The sequence below is a fragment of the Novosphingopyxis sp. genome (assembly GCF_965218915.1).
Classification (GTDB): domain Bacteria; phylum Pseudomonadota; class Alphaproteobacteria; order Sphingomonadales; family Sphingomonadaceae; genus Novosphingopyxis.
In genome coordinates, this window is sequence record NZ_OZ244708.1 from 2,648,784 (window position 1) to 2,664,474 (window position 15,691).

The 15,691-nt window shown below is 65.3% G+C and carries 21 protein-coding genes; 18 read left to right on the plus strand and 3 right to left on the minus strand.

Features of this window, described 5'->3' with window-relative positions:
* Window positions 1-18: 18 nt before the first annotated feature.
* The 18 genes from ACOQPC_RS12455 (at window position 19) to ACOQPC_RS12540 (ending at window position 11,430) form a co-directional block, all read left to right on the plus strand.
* A complete protein-coding gene (locus ACOQPC_RS12455; protein WP_420606043.1) occupies window positions 19-363 on the plus strand; it encodes a flagellar basal body rod protein FlgB in 345 nt (114 codons plus the stop codon).
* A gap of 11 nt (window positions 364-374) precedes the next feature.
* Window positions 375-779 carry a flagellar basal body rod protein FlgC gene (gene flgC / locus ACOQPC_RS12460; protein ID WP_420606044.1) on the plus strand — a complete coding sequence of 135 codons (405 nt, stop codon included), beginning with the start codon at window positions 375-377 and terminating at the stop codon, window positions 777-779.
* A complete protein-coding gene (gene fliE / locus ACOQPC_RS12465; protein WP_420606045.1) occupies window positions 779-1,108 on the plus strand; it encodes a flagellar hook-basal body complex protein FliE in 330 nt (109 codons plus the stop codon). Before flgC ends, fliE begins: the two co-directional genes overlap by 1 nt.
* Before the next feature lie 24 nt (window positions 1,109-1,132).
* A complete protein-coding gene (gene fliF / locus ACOQPC_RS12470) occupies window positions 1,133-2,353 on the plus strand; it encodes a flagellar basal-body MS-ring/collar protein FliF (RefSeq protein ID WP_420606046.1) in 1,221 nt (406 codons plus the stop codon).
* Window positions 2,340-2,705, plus strand: coding sequence for a hypothetical protein (locus ACOQPC_RS12475; protein ID WP_420606047.1), 366 nt, complete (start codon window positions 2,340-2,342; stop codon window positions 2,703-2,705). The genes fliF and ACOQPC_RS12475 overlap by 14 nt, the downstream gene beginning before the upstream one ends.
* On the plus strand, window positions 2,702-3,355 hold the full coding sequence (locus ACOQPC_RS12480) for a hypothetical protein (protein ID WP_420606048.1): 654 nt from the start codon (window positions 2,702-2,704) through the stop codon (window positions 3,353-3,355). The genes ACOQPC_RS12475 and ACOQPC_RS12480 overlap by 4 nt, the downstream gene beginning before the upstream one ends.
* The gene (locus ACOQPC_RS12485; protein WP_420606049.1) at window positions 3,352-4,665 is read left to right on the plus strand and encodes a FliI/YscN family ATPase; all 1,314 of its coding nucleotides are present in this window, start codon (window positions 3,352-3,354) and stop codon (window positions 4,663-4,665) included. The genes ACOQPC_RS12480 and ACOQPC_RS12485 overlap by 4 nt, the downstream gene beginning before the upstream one ends.
* A complete protein-coding gene (locus ACOQPC_RS12490; protein ID WP_420606050.1) occupies window positions 4,662-5,111 on the plus strand; it encodes a hypothetical protein in 450 nt (149 codons plus the stop codon). Before ACOQPC_RS12485 ends, ACOQPC_RS12490 begins: the two co-directional genes overlap by 4 nt.
* A 101-nt stretch (window positions 5,112-5,212) precedes the next feature.
* On the plus strand, window positions 5,213-5,905 hold the full coding sequence (locus ACOQPC_RS12495; protein ID WP_420606051.1) for a hypothetical protein: 693 nt from the start codon (window positions 5,213-5,215) through the stop codon (window positions 5,903-5,905).
* Window positions 5,905-6,348 (plus strand): flagellar hook assembly protein FlgD, encoded by a 444-nt coding sequence (locus tag ACOQPC_RS12500; RefSeq protein WP_420606052.1) that lies wholly within the window; start codon window positions 5,905-5,907, stop codon window positions 6,346-6,348. The genes ACOQPC_RS12495 and ACOQPC_RS12500 overlap by 1 nt, the downstream gene beginning before the upstream one ends.
* A gap of 2 nt (window positions 6,349-6,350) precedes the next feature.
* Window positions 6,351-7,529: a flagellar hook-basal body complex protein gene (locus ACOQPC_RS12505; protein WP_420606053.1), complete on the plus strand. Its 1,179-nt coding sequence runs from the start codon at window positions 6,351-6,353 to the stop codon at window positions 7,527-7,529.
* Complete coding sequence (locus ACOQPC_RS12510) at window positions 7,529-8,299, plus strand: FliM/FliN family flagellar motor C-terminal domain-containing protein (protein ID WP_420606054.1); 771 nt, start codon at window positions 7,529-7,531, stop codon at window positions 8,297-8,299. Before ACOQPC_RS12505 ends, ACOQPC_RS12510 begins: the two co-directional genes overlap by 1 nt.
* Window positions 8,296-8,604: a FliM/FliN family flagellar motor switch protein gene (locus ACOQPC_RS12515; RefSeq protein ID WP_420606055.1), complete on the plus strand. Its 309-nt coding sequence runs from the start codon at window positions 8,296-8,298 to the stop codon at window positions 8,602-8,604. The genes ACOQPC_RS12510 and ACOQPC_RS12515 overlap by 4 nt, the downstream gene beginning before the upstream one ends.
* Before the next feature lie 13 nt (window positions 8,605-8,617).
* Window positions 8,618-9,034, plus strand: a complete 417-nt coding sequence (locus tag ACOQPC_RS12520; protein ID WP_420606056.1) for a hypothetical protein — start codon at window positions 8,618-8,620, stop codon at window positions 9,032-9,034.
* Window positions 9,031-9,744, plus strand: a complete 714-nt coding sequence (gene fliP / locus ACOQPC_RS12525; RefSeq protein WP_420606057.1) for a flagellar type III secretion system pore protein FliP — start codon at window positions 9,031-9,033, stop codon at window positions 9,742-9,744. Before ACOQPC_RS12520 ends, fliP begins: the two co-directional genes overlap by 4 nt.
* Window positions 9,741-10,517 carry a sigma-70 family RNA polymerase sigma factor gene (locus ACOQPC_RS12530; protein ID WP_420606058.1) on the plus strand — a complete coding sequence of 259 codons (777 nt, stop codon included), beginning with the start codon at window positions 9,741-9,743 and terminating at the stop codon, window positions 10,515-10,517. Before fliP ends, ACOQPC_RS12530 begins: the two co-directional genes overlap by 4 nt.
* Window positions 10,511-11,074: a tetratricopeptide repeat protein gene (locus ACOQPC_RS12535; protein ID WP_420606059.1), complete on the plus strand. Its 564-nt coding sequence runs from the start codon at window positions 10,511-10,513 to the stop codon at window positions 11,072-11,074. The genes ACOQPC_RS12530 and ACOQPC_RS12535 overlap by 7 nt, the downstream gene beginning before the upstream one ends.
* 8 nt (window positions 11,075-11,082) lie before the next feature.
* A complete protein-coding gene (locus tag ACOQPC_RS12540; RefSeq protein WP_420606060.1) occupies window positions 11,083-11,430 on the plus strand; it encodes a hypothetical protein in 348 nt (115 codons plus the stop codon).
* 6 nt (window positions 11,431-11,436) lie between these two features.
* On the opposite strand, the gene ACOQPC_RS12545 is transcribed toward ACOQPC_RS12540, so the two are convergent.
* The 3 genes from ACOQPC_RS12545 to ACOQPC_RS12555 are packed head-to-tail and all read right to left on the minus strand — an operon-like array spanning window position 11,437 to window position 15,688.
* The gene (locus ACOQPC_RS12545; protein WP_420606061.1) at window positions 11,437-12,561 is read right to left on the minus strand and encodes a tetratricopeptide repeat protein; all 1,125 of its coding nucleotides are present in this window, start codon (window positions 12,559-12,561) and stop codon (window positions 11,437-11,439) included.
* Window positions 12,562-12,587: 26 nt separating this feature from the next.
* A complete protein-coding gene (locus tag ACOQPC_RS12550) occupies window positions 12,588-14,615 on the minus strand; it encodes a flagellar biosynthesis protein FlhA (RefSeq protein WP_420606062.1) in 2,028 nt (675 codons plus the stop codon).
* Complete coding sequence (locus tag ACOQPC_RS12555) at window positions 14,612-15,688, minus strand: EscU/YscU/HrcU family type III secretion system export apparatus switch protein (RefSeq protein WP_420606063.1); 1,077 nt, start codon at window positions 15,686-15,688, stop codon at window positions 14,612-14,614. The genes ACOQPC_RS12550 and ACOQPC_RS12555 overlap by 4 nt, the downstream gene beginning before the upstream one ends.
* Window positions 15,689-15,691: the final 3 nt, after the last annotated feature.

Below are 15,691 nucleotides of genomic sequence, written 5' to 3' on the forward strand. Positions count from 1 at the left end.
CAACCGGGGGGACATGACATGGACCAGATTTCCGTAGCGCTCATCCACAAGGCCCTGGACGGCCTGTCGATGCGCGCGGTCGCCACCGCGGAAAACGTCGCCAATGTCGGGACCGAGGGCTATCGCCCCTGGATCGTCAGCTTCGAGACCGCGCTGAAATCCGCAGCGCAGGGAACCCTGGCCGATATCGGCAACGTGAGGCCGGGAATGGCGCGCGCGCCGGCAGCGGCGTTCGGCGAACAGCTGCGCGTGGACATGGAACTGGCGACCGCGTCCGAGACGGCGCTGCGCTACAGCGCATTGCTCGACGTGCTTGGCCGGCAGATGCAGATCAGCCGCGCCTCCGTGATGGGAGGTCAGTGATCGTGGAAGCCATGGCCATCAGCCGCAGCGGGCTCGACGTCGAATGGCAGCGTCTGCAGCTCATCGCGCAGAATCTCGCCAATATGGGCACGTCGCGCAGCGCGTCGGGCGAAGTCTACGCGCCGCTCAGGATGATCACCGGCCCGCGCGGCGAATTCGCGAACCTGCTGTCCGACCAGCCGGGCGGGGTGCAGATCAAGGCGATCGAGGCGATGCGCGGCCAGGTTCGCCGCGTGCACGAACCCGGCAATCCGAACGCCGATGCCAACGGCTTCGTCACCTATCCCGACATCGATCAGGCCGGCGAGATGACGATGATGATCAAGACCGCCCGCGCTTACGAGGCCAATCTCGTAGCGCTCGGCATCGCACAGCAAATGTACAGCAAGGCGCTGGAATTCGGAAGGACAGGCTAATGGCAATTCAACCCGTTTCCGCCGTGGGAATCGACAACGCATCCCCGCTCATCCGTCAGCTCGGCATCGGAGGACTGCCCAATATCGCGCAGACTCAGGCGCCTGCGGGCGCCGATTTCCAGTCGGTGCTGATGGCCGGCCTCAAAAATGTCGACGGCAAGATATCCACGGCCAACGATCTCGTACGCCAGTTCGCGGTCGACGACAGCGTGCCGGTCCACCAAGTGACGATGGCGCTGGAGGAGGCGCGCATGGCGATGGAACTGACGATGCAGGTGCGCGCGCGCCTCGTCGAGGGCTACCGCGAACTCATGAACATGCAGCTCTGACGCATCATCTGACGGACCTTTGACATGACCTCGGAACGACGCCAGCTTTTCGTGATCGGTGCCATCTTCGCGGCCTGCGTGGCGGCCTTGGCATTGGCCTATTTCCTGTTCTTGCGACCGGATTACGCCGTGCTCTACACCGAACTGCGGCCCTCCGACGCTGCGGCGATCGTGGAAGCGCTGGACAAGAAGGGCGTGCCGCAGGAGCTCGGCGACGGCGGGACCAGCATCTCGGTCCCCGAGGATCGTCTGAACGAGGCCAGCGTGGCGGTGGCGGGCGCAGACCTGGAGCTCAATGGCGACGTCGGGTTCGAGCTGTTCAACGAATCCGACATGGGGCTCACCGAATTCGCGCAGAAGATCAATTATCAGCGCGCGCTGCAGGGCGAGCTTGCGCGCACCATCATGGCGATGGACGGCATCGAGACGGCGCGCGTACATCTCGCTTTGCCCGAACGCACGCTGTTCCGCCGCGCGCAATCCGAACCGAAGGCGGCGATCACCATCTACATGAAACGCGGCGCGGCGATCGCGGAGGACCGCGTGCAGGGCATCCAGCGGCTCGTCGCCTTCGCCGTGCCCGATCTCGCCGAGAACGAGGTGGCCGTGCTCGACAAGAACGGCCGCGTCGTCAGCGCCGCGCCGGTCGCCGCCGACGGCTTCGCCGAAATGGGCGAGCAGAGCGCGCTCGAACAATATTATGCCGCCCGTGCTCGCACCGCCATCGGCCAGGTCCTTCCGGGATTTCATTATCGGCTGGCGGTCCATGCCTTTCCCGCGGGAAATTCCCCAGCGCCATCCACGGATCAGGCATTGGGCAGCCCGATGACGGCGGATCAGCGCAATTTCCGCCTTTCGGTCGAAATTACATCGTCGAGCGAGATCAATTCGGAAGACAGGGCGATCGTCGAGCAACGGGTCGTCGATGCCCTCGCACTCGACCGCGATCTGGGAGACAATCTGCGCTTCGCGGTCGGTTCGATCAGCTCGGACACGCTTGCCGCTGCGTCCACGTTGCCGGCATCGGCCGAGCAGGGCGGCTATGCCCAGGAGCCGCCCGTTCCAGACGGCGGGACGGGAATGTGGCCCTATCTGCTACTGGCCGCGGCGCTGGCGGCGGCGCTTCTGCTCCTCAGCCTGTGGAACCGTCGCGGCGTGCTCAGCGACGAGGAGAGCCGCTCGCTCGCCGAACTGCTGGGCCAGCGGCTCGACCGCGACCAGGACGAGCGCCATGCAGCCGTCTGACGCCGAACTGGCCGACCGGCTCGCGCGCCTGCCGGGACGCGACCGTAAAGCGATATTGCGTCACGTTCCGAAGGATCGGCGGCGCGCGGCCGAACACCTGCTGCGCAGCATGATGTCTCCTGCATCGGGGACGATCCCGAAGGACCAAGCAACCGCCGCTCCGGACTATTCGCCCTGGTTGCGCGCGCTGATCGAGGATGCGGACAAGGCGAAGGCGAAACTGACCCCAGCGGTGCGCGACCTGCTGAGCGCGCAAGCCGGATACGACCGGCCGGGCGCTGCGGAAGCGCCGTCGCGCGGGCCCTCGCTGTTCGAACAATCGCTGCGCGCGTTCGGACGCAAGCACCGATGAGCGCGTTGCTGAGGGGGCTGGAAAGCGGCGCCGTGCTGGCATTCTCGCCGCAGCGCGCGAGCGCCGCCGCCTCTTCGGCAGCGCTCTCCCCCTCGCTCCAGCCATCCAGCGAGGCCGAGCTTTTGCAGAGGCGCATCGCCGATCTCGAAGCGGCGCTTGTCACGGCGGCGGGCGAAAAGGACGCGGCTTATGCCAAGGGCGTTCAAAAAGGCGGGGCCGCCGCCGACGAGGCGACCGGCCGGCATATCGCGGCGGTGGCGGACGGGATTTCCCAGGCGCTGCAGGCGCAGCAAGGCGCGCTCGAGGAACTGTCGCTGGCCGCGCCCCGATTGGCCGGAGCCGCCCTCGCCCGGCTGTTCGAGCCCGATGCCGGCATGACCGCGCTGGTCGAGGCCGCGCTCGCGCGGCAGCTCGCCGATCTCGACGAGGATTTGCTCCTGCGCGTGCGGCTCAGCGGTGAGGATTTTGCCGATGACGGCGCACTCGATGCGCTGCGCCAGCGCTTCGAAGGCCTCGCCATAGAAATAAGAACAGAGCTGCCGTCCGGGGCCTGCCATTTCGACATGAAGCTCGGCAGGATCGACGCCTCGCCCACCGTCCAATGGGCGCGGCTGTCCGAATTGCTCGAGACTTTGGGGACGCGCGGATGAACGCCTGTTCCGCCATGCTGTCCCGGATCGCGGCGACGCAGTTCACCGCCGCGACCGGTCGGGTGCGCAGGATGCGCAGCAATTTCATCGAAGCGGACGGGCCGATGAGCAGCGTGGGCGACCTATGCTGGATAACCGGACGCGGAGGTGGGGAATTCGCGGCGGAAGTGGCCGCGGTCGACGAAGACCGGATCGTATTGATGCCGTTCGAACCGTCACCCTCCGTCGCCATGAACGCATCCGTCCGTTCGGGCGATTTCAGCGCATCGGTCGGCGTCGGCGATCGCTTCGCGGGCCGCGCCGTCGACGCGTTGGGACGCAGCATCGACGACCTCGACGAAATTCGCGCCGATGCGTGGATGCCGATCGAGGGCCGGCCGCTCGGCACGATGCGGCGCACCGATCCGAAAACGGTGCTGCCGACCGGGGTTCGCGCGATCGACGCGCTGCTGACGCTGGGCGTGGGACAGCGCATCGGTATCTTCGCGGCCAGCGGTGTGGGCAAGACCTCGCTCGTGGAACAGCTCGTCAGGCAAGTCGAATGCGACCGCCTGGTGGTCTGCCTGGTCGGCGAGCGCGGCCGCGAGGTCGAGCGGTTCTGGCGCATGCTCCGGCAAAAGAAGTCGGTTCCTTCGACACTCGTCGCCGCGACATCGGACGAAAGCGCCGCCATGCGCGCCCGTTCGGTCCGGTACGCGATCAGCCTGAGCGAATATTGGCGCGACCGCGGCGAGCATGTCGCGCTGATCGTCGATTCCGCCACCCGCGCCGCCATGGCGTTGCGCGAGATCGGTCTAGCGGCGGGCGAGCCGCCGACGGTGCGCGGCTATACCCCCAATGTGTTCGCCGCGATCCCGCGGCTCGTCGAACGCTGCGGCGCGAGCGTCGACGGCGGCGCGATCTCGGCCTTTTTCACGGTCCTCACCGAAACCGACGATGCGGACGATCCCGTCGCCGAGATGATGCGGTCGCTGCTCGACGGGCATATCGTGCTGTCGCGCCGGCTCGCCGAAATGTCCCATTATCCGGCAATCGACGTCGTGCGCAGCATCAGCCGAAATGCCGCGCAGCTTCGTGGAAGTTCTCATGCAGCGGCGGCCCGCAAGCTGGTCGCGGCGTTGTCTGTCTATGAAGACTCCCGGGCCATGATCGAGACCGGCCTGTATCGCGAAGGCACGAACGAGGAACTCGACGAGGCGGTGTCGCTTCGCCGGCGGGCGCTTCCTTTTCTGATGCAGGAGGACAGGGCCACAGGCTGGGACGAATGCCTCGACCAGCTGATCGCGCTAACCGGAGGGAAACCGGCATGACGCGCGCCGATACGCTCCGTGCTTTGCGCGCTGCAGGGCAAGTGAAGGATGTAAAGGCGCGGCTTGCCGATCAGACGCTCCAAAACGCCAAGGATAGCCTCGATGAAGCAGGCAAAAGCTTGTCCGAAAAGCGCGCCGCTTTCGGCGATGCCGAACGCGCGTGGAGCGAGGGGGTTATGCGCCCCGGTTTCGACCCCGCGATGACGGGCTGGCTGGCCTCAACGCTCGTCGGCGCGGAGACCGAGATGATCGCGGCGCAGGCGCTTCACCGCCAGCGCCGGGATATCGCGGAGCGCAGTCTGAACGAAAAAGCGCGTGCGGAGGGCGAGCGGCGGGTTGTGAGGGATATGAGCAAAGGATCGCTTCGGTTGTTGCAAAAGCATCGCGAGGAAATTGCGCTGGCCGACATGGCCGACCGCCACGCAGCAAAGGGGAAAAAGCGGTGATATCCTCAGCACCATCGACCGATGTCGCCGGTCCGGCCTACGAAAACCGGAGTGCCGCACCGGGCGAACCCGACCAGACCGCATCCGAGGATTTCGCGCGCGTGCTGAGCGGGCTTAAGCAGCGCGTGACTTCTCTGGACGAAAACGCCGAGGTCTCGACGTCCTCCGACCGCGCCATGATGTTCAACGAGACCGGCTTTTTCGGGCGCCCTGTAAAGCGTGAGGCGCCAGCGATCGATGCGGTTGGCGAGTCCGCTCCACCGGAGTTCGACGCTTGCGGTACGCTACCGAAATATGGCGACCGTGCCGGCGCAGTTCCGGTCCCGATCACGGCCGACACGGATTTTTCGGCCGGTCCGAACCGGCGTGATACGCCGGTTCGGGCATGGATGGCCGGGATGACGGAATCGATGGGGACGACACCGCCACATCCGATGTCGCAAGCCGATACTTCCGCCCGGCCGATGCCCGGCGGACCCCCGCCGGTCTCCGCTTTCGCGTCGCGACAGCCGGTTACAGCCGAGTTTGCGGAGAATCGCCCGGGTCCGACGGAGCTCGCGAGCAGGACAACGACATTGCATCGAGCAAATCAGAACTCCGTGCGTATTTCGCTGCAAAAGGGACCGGAAGGAATGATCGTCGCCGTGCGCGCGGACGGCCTTTCGGAGGAGCAGCGCGAGAGCCTGATCGAAGAGGCGCGAAGCCTGCTGGAAGAACTGGGATTAAGCGAGGCCGCGCTCGTCGTGAACGGTCGCCGCGCGGCCTCCGACGGCCAGTCACAGGAGAGGAACTGATGCAAGTCGCCCCGGTAAACCCGGTCGAACCCACGCCGCAGCAGCCGCCGCAATCGACCGCGGATTCGGCCAAGGAAGCGTTCGGCCTCAGCTTTGACTCCCTGCTCAAGATCGTGCTGACGCAGCTGACCTATCAGGATCCGCTGAAGCCGATGGACAATTTCCAGTTCGTCTCCCAGCTCGCGCAATTCTCCCAGATCCAGCAGACCGAGACCATGTCGGACAAATTGCAGGTACTGGTCAGCGCGCAGGCGACGACGCAGGCGACCGGGCTGCTCGGCCGCACCGTCGATGTCCCTGCGGGCGCGCAAACCATTTCCGGAGTCGTGCGGGCGATCTCGTTCGAAAACGGAAATCCGCGTGTCACCATCGAAACCGGCGACGGGCAGACGATCAGCAATATCGCGCTGAGCTCCGTGTCGCAGATCAGGGAAGGAAACTGAATATGCTCGGTGCCATCTATATCGGCCTCAGCGGCCTATCCGCCTATCAAAAAGGCCTGACCGCCGTCAGCAACAACGTAACCAACCTCAATTCCTCCGGTTTCAAGGCGTCGGACGTCAGCTTTTCCGATGTTTACGGAACCAAGGGCGGCAACGGCCTGGCTTATGCGGGCAACGCGCAAGGGGGCGGAAACGGCGTGACGTTCGGCGGCAGCACGATCAATTTCGCGCAAGGCGAGCTGCGCTCGACCGGCCGCGACCTCGACCTGTCGGTCGACGGGGCGGGATTTCTGGTGCTGATGGACGGCAGCGATCTCAGCTATGCCCGCACCGGCAGCTTTTCGGTCAACGAGGACGGGTTCATCGTGCTGCAGGGGACCGATCTCAAGCTCGCGACGCTGGGCGACAGCGGAGCTCCCGTAGCGCTCAACATCGACAGCGTGCGGACCGGCAAGCCGGCGCCGACGACCAGGATCGCATTCTCGGACAATCTTTCCTCGACGGCGACCAATTTTTCGATCGGCGACGTCAAGGTCTACGACAAGGCCGGCAAGGAGCATGTCTGGCAAATCGCCTTTACGAAGAATCCCGATCAGCCCGACAGCTGGACCGTGAAGGTCACGGACGGGGATTCGAAGAAGATCGGAACCCAGCTGTTGCGCTTCAAGAACGGCGTCATCGACCCTGAAACCGCCAAGCTGCAATTCGGCAGCGACAAGAACGGGCCGAAGGTCATCTTCGATTTTTCCGAAAATGTTTCGTCCTACTCGTCGGGCGAGGTGTCTTCGCTCCGGACGGCGTCGGTCGACGGCCATGGCGTCGGCAGCATCAGTCGCCTCAATATCAATGCCGAGGGTCATGTCGAGATTGCCTATTCGAACGGCGAGAAAGCGGATCTCGGCGCGGTCGCCATCGCCGACTTTCGCGATCTGGCCGCGCTCGAACAGCTGGGCGGCGGCCGGTTCGAATATAAGGGCCACGGGCAGCAGAGCTTTCTGGCCAGCGGCGATCCGCGCGTCGGCCATGTGGTATCCGGCCGGCTCGAAGCGTCTAACGTCGATCTGGGCGCGCAGTTCGGCGATCTCATTCTAATCCAGCGCGGCTTCCAGGCCTCGTCCCAGATCGTCAGCGTGTCGAACGACATGATCCAGCAGCTGTTCGGCATCAGGGGCCAGGGCTGATGACGGCCGCCGAGCCCTGGTTGCCGCCTTCGGCTATCGATCCGCAGCGACTGGACGATATCGTCTCGGCGGTGTCCGCCCGCTGGTCGGCGAAATGGTTTCGCTCCTCGGCAGTTGCACCGACACCGCTGCAGCCTGTCACCGATTTGCCCCAGGATTGCGATACGCGGTGGGGGCTGGATGGCGGCGCATTGTGGATCGGGCTGGTCTCGGGCACCTTCGAGGCGATGGCGTCGGCGCTGCTTGGCGAACCCGTCACGGACAGCAGGCTGCGTGACGACGATCGCGAGCTGGTGCGCAAGCTTGCCGACCGCTGCCGCGCCGATCTGATGGTCAGTCTCGCAGAAGCGTTCGGTTACGATACGGCAGAGCCATGGAAATCGGGCGCGGTTCGGACAGGCTCCGATTGCCATGGCTGCGACCTCAACTGGCAAAATGGCAAGATGTTCGCGCGTCTCGCCGTCGCCGGAAACCTGTTCGTCCGCCTGACGAAAGCGCGTCTGCCGCGTCCCGCCGCGCGCCCTTCTCTGGCCGCCATGGACGAAGCGCTGGACGATCAGACGGTCCGCCTGTCCGGCAGGCTCGGCACGGCAAAGCTGACATTGGCCCAAGCCGAAGCGCTGCACCCCGGCGATGTCATACTGCTGGGCAAAGCGATGGACGAACCGCTCGACCTGCTCCTCGATGGCGTGCCGATCGCCCACTCCAGATGCCGGATTGGCGGCGACGAACGGCGTCTGGCGCTCGAACTCACCGGGACATTGCCATGAAACTACCTGATAATGAACATGAAAGTGCGCGCGGCGGCGGAAGCCTGAGCAAGGATGGCAGTGCGGGCAGGCGGCTCGACCGCCAGATGCTGAATCATGTCGAGGTCGAAATCGAAGCCGTGCTCGGCTATGCGCAAAGCTCGATCGGCGCGTTGAACGAGCTCGCCAAGGACAGCGTGCTGGAACTCGATCGCGCGTTGAACGAAGCCATCGAACTCAAGCTGAACGGGAAGGTCATCGCAACCGGCGAGATCGTTTCGCTCGACGGCAAATTCGCCGTGCGCATCGTCGACATCGCGGGCTGAGCCTTCCGATCACATGCGCAAATTCGGTACTTTCAGCTTGGGCGGGGCGTTCGCATGGCAGCCCTCGGCCGCGCTTTCGCAGACCCTGGGCCAGGGCGAGGATATTGGCGTTTCGGTGTGGCGGGTGCTCGCCGCGCTGCTGCTGTGTCTCGGCATCGCGGTCGCGGTCATTCTCGCGCTCCGCAAGCAGGGCGGGCGGATCGATCTGAAGGCGCTGGCGTCCGGTCTGCGATCCGGCGGGTCCATCCGGCCATCGCGCATCGAGATCGTCGAAAGCCGGAGGGCGAGCAGCCGCGCTGAGGTGGTGCTGCTGCGCTGCGACGAGCGCGAATTCCTGGTGATGATATCGGATACCAGTCTCGTCACCCTCGAAGAGCGAAACGTCGACCGCGCCGGCTTGAACGAGCCCATATCGGGCGATCGGCCATGAAGGCGAAAATATGGGCCATGGCCGGGCTCGTGCTGTCCGCGGTGGCCGTTCCCGCCGAAGCTGCCACCACGCTCGCGGCGGGCGGGACGACCGAACCGGTGCGGATCGCGATCATCCTCGCGCTGCTCGCGGTGGTGCCGGCGATGCTGATCAGCATGACCAGTTTCATCCGGATCATCATCGTCCTGTCGATGGTGCGCCACGCCTTCGGGATGCCGGAAACGCCGCCCAATCCCGTGCTGCTCAGCCTCGCGCTGTTTCTGACCGCGTTCTCCATGGGTCCGACGCTGGAGCGGCTGAACGAAACCGCGCTGCAGCCGCTCCTATCGGAAAACGCCGATATCGAGCAGGTGATGCGCGACGGCAGCGTGCCGCTGCGCGATTTCATGCTGAGCCAGACCCGCGATCAGGACATCCAGGCGATCTACGATATCGCGGGCGATCCGCTCCCCGCGACCCCGGAGGAGGTCGAACTGCTGAAGCTCGCCCCCGCCTTCATCCTCAACGAGCTGCGCGTCTCGTTCACCATCGGTTTCGTGATCCTGCTGCCGTTTCTGCTGATCGATCTGGTCGTATCCAGCATCCTGCTGTCGCTGGGCATGATGATGGTGCCGCCGGCCACGATCGCGCTGCCGATCAAGGTGCTCATGTTCATCCTGATCGACGGCTGGGCACTGGTGCTCCAAGGGGTGCTCGGAAGTTTCGGATGAACGCCCCAGTTCAGAACTCGATGGTCCAGAACGCGGCGATTCAGGGCGCCGGATTTTCCCGATTGCAACGGCCCGAGCGGGTCGAGGCCGCGCATTGGCGGCGATGGCGCAACGGAAACGATGCCCAAAGCCGCCTCTGGCTGTTCGAGCAGCATCTGCCGTTCGCGCGCAGGCTCGCCTATCGCGAATTTCTCCACCGCGATCGCAGCGTCAGCGAGCGGGACGATTTCGACCATTGGGCGACCGAGGGCCTGCTCCAGGCGCTCGACCGGTACGACCCACTGCGCGGCGCGGGATTTCGCAGCTTCGCCAAGCGGCGCATCGTCGGCAATATCGCGAACCACGCCCCCAAGATGAGCGAACGGCTACAGCAGGGTCTGGCCCGGCGCCGGGCCGAGCGCGACCGGATCGAATCGCTGAAGGCGAGCGACGAAGGGGATGCGCTGAAGCGTCTGGCCGAGCTGGCCGCGGGGCTCGCCATGGGGTTGATCGTGGAAAAGGCCTCCCGCATCACGCTGGAATCGATTCCGGACGGCGCGCCCAACCCCTATGAGGGGCTGGCCTGGAGCGAGATGATCGCGCTGGTGGGCCGTACGATCGACACGCTGCCCGAGCGCGAGGCGATGGTTCTGAAACAGCATTATTTCCATGGCGTAAGTTTTGCCCAGACGGCGGATATCATAGGCCTGTCGAAGGGGCGGATTTCGCAGCTCCACCGTAGCGGCATCGACCGGCTGCGCCTTTTGCTGGGCGAGTTGAAGGGAGAATGGTAGTGCAAGGCATGATGAACGATCAGGAACTGGCGGCGCTGAGCGCCGCCGTCGCGCGCCCGGACGCCGACGATCTCGCGCTGGTGGACGGGGCGCTGCGGGCCCATCCGGACGATCCGCGCCTGCATTTCCTGTACGCCTCGCTCTGCGCGGCCCATGGCCGGTCCGTCCAGGCGCACGGTTCGTTCATGCGCGCTCTGGAAATCGCGCCCGATTTCGCGGTGGCGCGGTTCCAGACGGGTCTGTTCGAACTGACCTCCGGCGAGGCGTCCGAGGCGCTGGCGACCTGGGGGCCGCTGCTGCGCCTTCCCGAGGAGAATTATTTTCGCCAGTTCGTGGAAGGCCTCACCCACATGATCCGCGACGAGTTCGGACCCGCCATCGCCCGCTTCCGCCGCGGCATCGCCCTGAACATCGAGAATCCGCCGCTGAACGACGACATGAATATGCTGATCGAGCAATGCGAGACGCTGGCCGGCGGCGGGAGCCCGGATATGGCGGACGAAGGAAGCTCGCCGACATCGTTCGTGCTGAACCAGTTCAGCCGCACCAGGCACTGACCCCCGCGATGACGAGGGTTACGCAAGCCGATCAGGCGATCATGCTGCTACGCGCTCAGCTCGAGCGCATGGGCCGCGCCCGCTCGTCGCAAAAAGGGTCCCGCGCCCCGCGCGCGGCGGTCGCCGGCACGAAGCCGCTGGAACGGGTGCGCGAACTGGCCGCGCTCGGCGCGCTGTCGGACGAACAATTTGGCGATGCGCTGATCCACAATCTGCTGGCCGAGCAGTTCGGCGAAAGGCTGTCCAGCGATGCCGCCTTCGTCGGGCTGAGCGAAGACGTTACGCGGCTGCTGCGATCGGACGCCGAAACGGGAGCGTTGCTGGATCAGGTGGTCCGGCAGTTGCGGACCGCATGACAGTCTTCAAGGTCTGATAGTCGCCAGAAATTGCGCCAAGGTGCGGCCCTTCTCATCGATCGGACGGCTGATGGCCAGGTCGAAAATCCGTTTCGCCTGAGCCTCATCTCCCTCGCCGGCCTTGAGCAGCATCGCGGCCAGCGCCGCCCCGAAGCTCTCGCGGTCCAGTCGCCGCGCGACTTCCGCCCGTTCGCGGCCGCGGTCCAGGTCGCCCGCAACGATGTCGAGCACCGCCAGGGCCCCGTGCGGCTCGGCAAAGGTCGGGTCGATCTCGCAGGCGCGCTCGAACCGTTCGCGCGCGGCGTCCGCATCGCCGCCGACATAATGCGCCCATCCCGCCGCGACCCATGAGCCGAGATGCGTTCCGAACATGTCCGCGCCGCGGTCCAGATCCCGCGCGGCGGCCTTGGCTTCGCCATCGTTCAGCTTGGCGAGCCCGAGGCCGATCCAGCCACGCGGATTGTGCGGGTTGCGTTCGAGCGCCCTTTCGAACAACGCTGTCGCTCCGGCATTGTCCCGTTCGGCAAGGGCCAGGGTGCCCCGCGCCGCGAGCGCATCGGGATGATCGCCGGCCTTGGCGGCGCAGGCGGCCGCGAACTCCTCGTCCTCGGTATCGATGGCGAGCACGGACAGGGCGGCCATGAGACCGGGATCGTCCGGATACAGCGCGGCATAACGCCGCCCTTCCGCGATCGCATCGTCCCAACGGCCGAGTTGATGCAGCACTTGCACGCGCAGCATCGCGGCCGATGCAAGCGACTGGGCCGACGCGGCGTCCACCGCTTCCAGCGCGGCCTCATGGTCTCCTTCCATCGCCAGCGACCAGCCGTGATTGAAGCGCACCGCCGGCTCGTCGACGCCCGCGTCGCGCAGGATGCGAAAATGCTCCTCTGCGGCCGAAAAGTCGCGCCGCTGCATGGCCTCCAGCCCGGCGAGATGGCGCGCGCGCCTGTCGAGGCCGCCGCCTGCCGCCTCGAGCCTGGCAAGGGTTTTGCGTGCGACCTCCGCCCGGTCTTCGTTCAGCGCAGCCTCGATCAGGTCGGTCATCAGCGCGATGTTGCCGGGGTCCTGCTCGAGATAACCGGCCAGCCGGTCCGTGCGGCCGGTTTCGGGCATTGCGGTGTCTTCCATGGAACACATCCCCTCTTCTACAGGATTCACGCTTCGATCCGTACGATATCGAACGAGCTGAGGTCGATCTTGACCGGTATCTCGTTGACCGACAATATGGCGAGGCGCGGCAAGGCGCGCCTGGTCAGGCCGTGCAGATAACGCCGGATTTCACCGCTGCAGAGCAGCACCGGCGTCCTGCCCTGCCCCATCATCTTGTCCGCGAGCGGCGCCAGCGAGCGCAGCAGCTTTTCGGCAACCGACGGTTCGAGCGCCATGCCGGGAGTGCCCGCCGCGTCCTTTACGTTGCCCAATATCTGGTTCTCGATGCGCGGATCGAGGCTCAGCACCGCCAGATCGGGATGGCGTCCGCGCAGTTGGTGACAGATGGCGAAGCTCATCCGCTGACGCACTTGCTCGGTCAGTTCGACCGGGTCCTTCTGGCTTCGCGCGAGATCGGCGAGATGTTCGACGATGAGATCGATATTGGCGATCGATACGCCCTCGGCCAACAGGTTCTGCAGTACCCGCTGGACGTCCGACATGGTGAGGCAATTGGGGATCAGCTCCTCCACCACGCTCGGCTGGCGTTCGCGCACATCCTCCATCAGTTTCACCACGGCCGCCCGCGTCAGCAGCGTCGCCGCTTCCGTCCGCACGACCTCGCCGAAATGCGTCAGCATCACGGTCAGCGGATCGATGACGGTATATCCTTTGGCGCGGGCCTCTTCGGACAGGCCCGGCTCGATCCAGACGCCGGGCAGATTGAACGCGGGATCGGCGCCGGGCACGCCTTCGATATCGGCAGGTTTGCCGCCACCCGATATGACGAGCAAACGCTCGGGGTGGAGCGTGCCGGAGGCATAGCCGCTGCCGAACAGCATGATCTGATAGTCGAGCCCGCCAAGGCCGTCGCCGTCGGCAAGCCGCACCGCAGGAAAGCCGATGCCATAGGACAGCTCGTGCGTGCGCCGCGCCGCGCCGATGCGATCCATGATCAGCGCGCTCTGCTCCTTCCAGACAGCGGAAAGCTCCGCGCCCAGGCGGATTTCGATCGTCGGCGGAAGATTGCCGCCGGCGCCCTCGGCTTCCGGATCGTCGCGCGTTTCCGCTTCGAGTTCCAGCTGGCGGCCGCGCGCCCGGATACGCAGCCAGGCGAAAAAGGCGAGCCCGGCGATCAGGACGATCGGCCATTTCGGCATGCCCGGCATGAACAACAGCGCGGTCAGGACGATCGTCACGATCAGCGGAATGCGCGGTTCGGTGGCGAGCTGCCGGAAGATCTCCGCGCCGAGCTGCCGGTCGGCGGACGAGCGGGTGACGATGATCCCGGTGGCGATCGAGATGATCAGCGCGGGCAGCTGCGTGGCGATACCGTCGCCGATGGTGAGCAACGTGAAGCGCTGCATCGCCTCGGACCAGCTCATGCCCATCTGCATGACGCCGACGACGAGCCCGGCGATGATGTCGATCAGCAGGATGATGATCCCGGCGACCGCGTCGCCCTTCACGAACTTGCTGGCGCCGTCCATCGAACCGTAGAATCCGGCCTGTTTCTCCAGCTCGGCCCGGCGGCGCACGGCTTCCTTCTGATCGATCAGCCCCATGTTGAGATCGGCGTCGATGCTCATCTGCTGGCCCGGCATGGAATCGAGCGTGAAGCGCGCGGCCACTTCGGACACGCGCTGCGCACCGGCGGTCACCACCACATATTGCACGACGATCAGGATCAGGAAGACGACGATGCCGATCACGAAGTTCCCCTGCACGGCATAGGCCCCGATCGAATCGATCACCGCGCCGGCATCCGCGCCGGTCAGGATGAGCCGGGTGGCGGCGACGTTGAGCGACAGGCGGTAGAGCGTCGCCACCAACAGCAATGAGGGAAAGGTCGAGAATTCGACCGGCTTGCCGACATAGAAGGTCAGCAGGAGGATGGTCAGCCCGAAGCCGAAATTGACGATGATCGCGAGATCGAGGAGCGCCGGCGGGATCGGCGAGAACAGGATGACCAGGATCAGGATCATCCCCAGCACAAGCGTCAGGTCCTGCCCCTTGTCGAACAGCTTGCTCACTTGCTTTGCTCCCCCATGTCCGCCCCGCTGCGCAAGGTGATGTAAATGCCCGCGATCTCGCGGTAGAGCCCGGACGGCACCTCCCGGTTGACCTCACCGGTACGAAACAGCTTGCGCGCCAGGGGACGGTTCTCGATCGTCGGTATTCCGAGCCCGAACGCCTCGCGTTTCAGCGCGAGTGCGAATGTGTTGCGTCCTCTGGCGGTCACCGTCGGGGCCGCCATGCTGCGCGGGTCGTAACGCAGGCCGATCGCATAATGATCGGGATTGGTAATGACGACGTCCGAGCCGGCGAGCGAGCCCAGCGAGCCGTTCTGCGCGGCGTATTCGGCATGGAGCTGCTTGCGCTTCTGCTTGATGCGCGGTTCGCCCTCGCGGTCCTTGTGCTCGCGCGTGACCTCTCGCTTGCTCATGCGCATCTGCTTGGCGAACCGCGCCCGCACGATCAGCTGATCGAACAGCGCGAACATGAAGGCGAGGCCTACGAAGGCGAAGATCAGGCGAAGGCCGGCGGCGTTCATGGCGGTCACGAGCGACTGCGCGCCGTCGAACGAGCCCGCGAATTTCTCCGCCGCGGCCGATACGACCAGCCAGCTCACCACCCCGTAGACGATGAACTTGGCGACGTTCTTGGCGGTCTCCTTCAGCATGTGGACCGAGAACAGTCGCTTCAATCCTTTGGCCGGATTGAGCCGGCTGAAGTCGGGCTTGAGCGGCTGGCTGGAAAAGATGAAACCACGCAGCTGCAACAGCTCGAGAAACACCAGAAAGGTGACGCTCGTGCATCCCAGCAAGATCAGCGGCAGCAGGGCGGGCCAAGCGACCGCGGACGCCACCCCGAGCACCTTTGACGGCTCATTCACATGATCGAACCCCGAGGTGAGCGAAATCCGCATCACGTTGAGCAGCTTGCCCGCCATGACCGGGCCGGCGAACAGCGTGAACAGGCCGAGCGCCACCATACCCCCGAAAAAGCCGAGATCGGCGCCGCGTGCGACCTGCCCCTTCTCGCGCGCCTTGCGCAGCTTGAACGGCGTGGCCTCTTCCGACTGGTTCTGTTCCTGCTCCGCCATCGC

Bases quoted from the DNA above. Each gene is read 5' to 3' on its own strand.
- ACOQPC_RS12455 (WP_420606043.1), top strand. From the start codon at position 19: ATGGACCAGATTTCCGTAGCGCTCATCCACAAGGCCCTGGACGGCCTG.
- flgC (WP_420606044.1), top strand. From the start codon at position 375: ATGGCCATCAGCCGCAGCGGGCTCGACGTCGAATGGCAGCGTCTGCAG.
- fliE (WP_420606045.1), top strand. From the start codon at position 779: ATGGCAATTCAACCCGTTTCCGCCGTGGGAATCGACAACGCATCCCCG.
- fliF (WP_420606046.1), top strand. From the start codon at position 1,133: ATGACCTCGGAACGACGCCAGCTTTTCGTGATCGGTGCCATCTTCGCG.
- ACOQPC_RS12475 (WP_420606047.1), top strand. From the start codon at position 2,340: ATGCAGCCGTCTGACGCCGAACTGGCCGACCGGCTCGCGCGCCTGCCG.
- ACOQPC_RS12480 (WP_420606048.1), top strand. From the start codon at position 2,702: ATGAGCGCGTTGCTGAGGGGGCTGGAAAGCGGCGCCGTGCTGGCATTC.
- ACOQPC_RS12485 (WP_420606049.1), top strand. From the start codon at position 3,352: ATGAACGCCTGTTCCGCCATGCTGTCCCGGATCGCGGCGACGCAGTTC.
- ACOQPC_RS12490 (WP_420606050.1), top strand. From the start codon at position 4,662: ATGACGCGCGCCGATACGCTCCGTGCTTTGCGCGCTGCAGGGCAAGTG.
- ACOQPC_RS12500 (WP_420606052.1), top strand. From the start codon at position 5,905: ATGCAAGTCGCCCCGGTAAACCCGGTCGAACCCACGCCGCAGCAGCCG.
- ACOQPC_RS12505 (WP_420606053.1), top strand. From the start codon at position 6,351: ATGCTCGGTGCCATCTATATCGGCCTCAGCGGCCTATCCGCCTATCAA.
- ACOQPC_RS12510 (WP_420606054.1), top strand. From the start codon at position 7,529: ATGACGGCCGCCGAGCCCTGGTTGCCGCCTTCGGCTATCGATCCGCAG.
- ACOQPC_RS12515 (WP_420606055.1), top strand. From the start codon at position 8,296: ATGAAACTACCTGATAATGAACATGAAAGTGCGCGCGGCGGCGGAAGC.
- ACOQPC_RS12520 (WP_420606056.1), top strand. From the start codon at position 8,618: ATGCGCAAATTCGGTACTTTCAGCTTGGGCGGGGCGTTCGCATGGCAG.
- fliP (WP_420606057.1), top strand. From the start codon at position 9,031: ATGAAGGCGAAAATATGGGCCATGGCCGGGCTCGTGCTGTCCGCGGTG.
- ACOQPC_RS12530 (WP_420606058.1), top strand. From the start codon at position 9,741: ATGAACGCCCCAGTTCAGAACTCGATGGTCCAGAACGCGGCGATTCAG.
- ACOQPC_RS12535 (WP_420606059.1), top strand. From the start codon at position 10,511: ATGGTAGTGCAAGGCATGATGAACGATCAGGAACTGGCGGCGCTGAGC.
- ACOQPC_RS12540 (WP_420606060.1), top strand. From the start codon at position 11,083: ATGACGAGGGTTACGCAAGCCGATCAGGCGATCATGCTGCTACGCGCT.
- ACOQPC_RS12545 (WP_420606061.1), bottom strand. From the start codon at position 12,561: ATGGAAGACACCGCAATGCCCGAAACCGGCCGCACGGACCGGCTGGCC.
- ACOQPC_RS12555 (WP_420606063.1), bottom strand. From the start codon at position 15,688: ATGGCGGAGCAGGAACAGAACCAGTCGGAAGAGGCCACGCCGTTCAAG.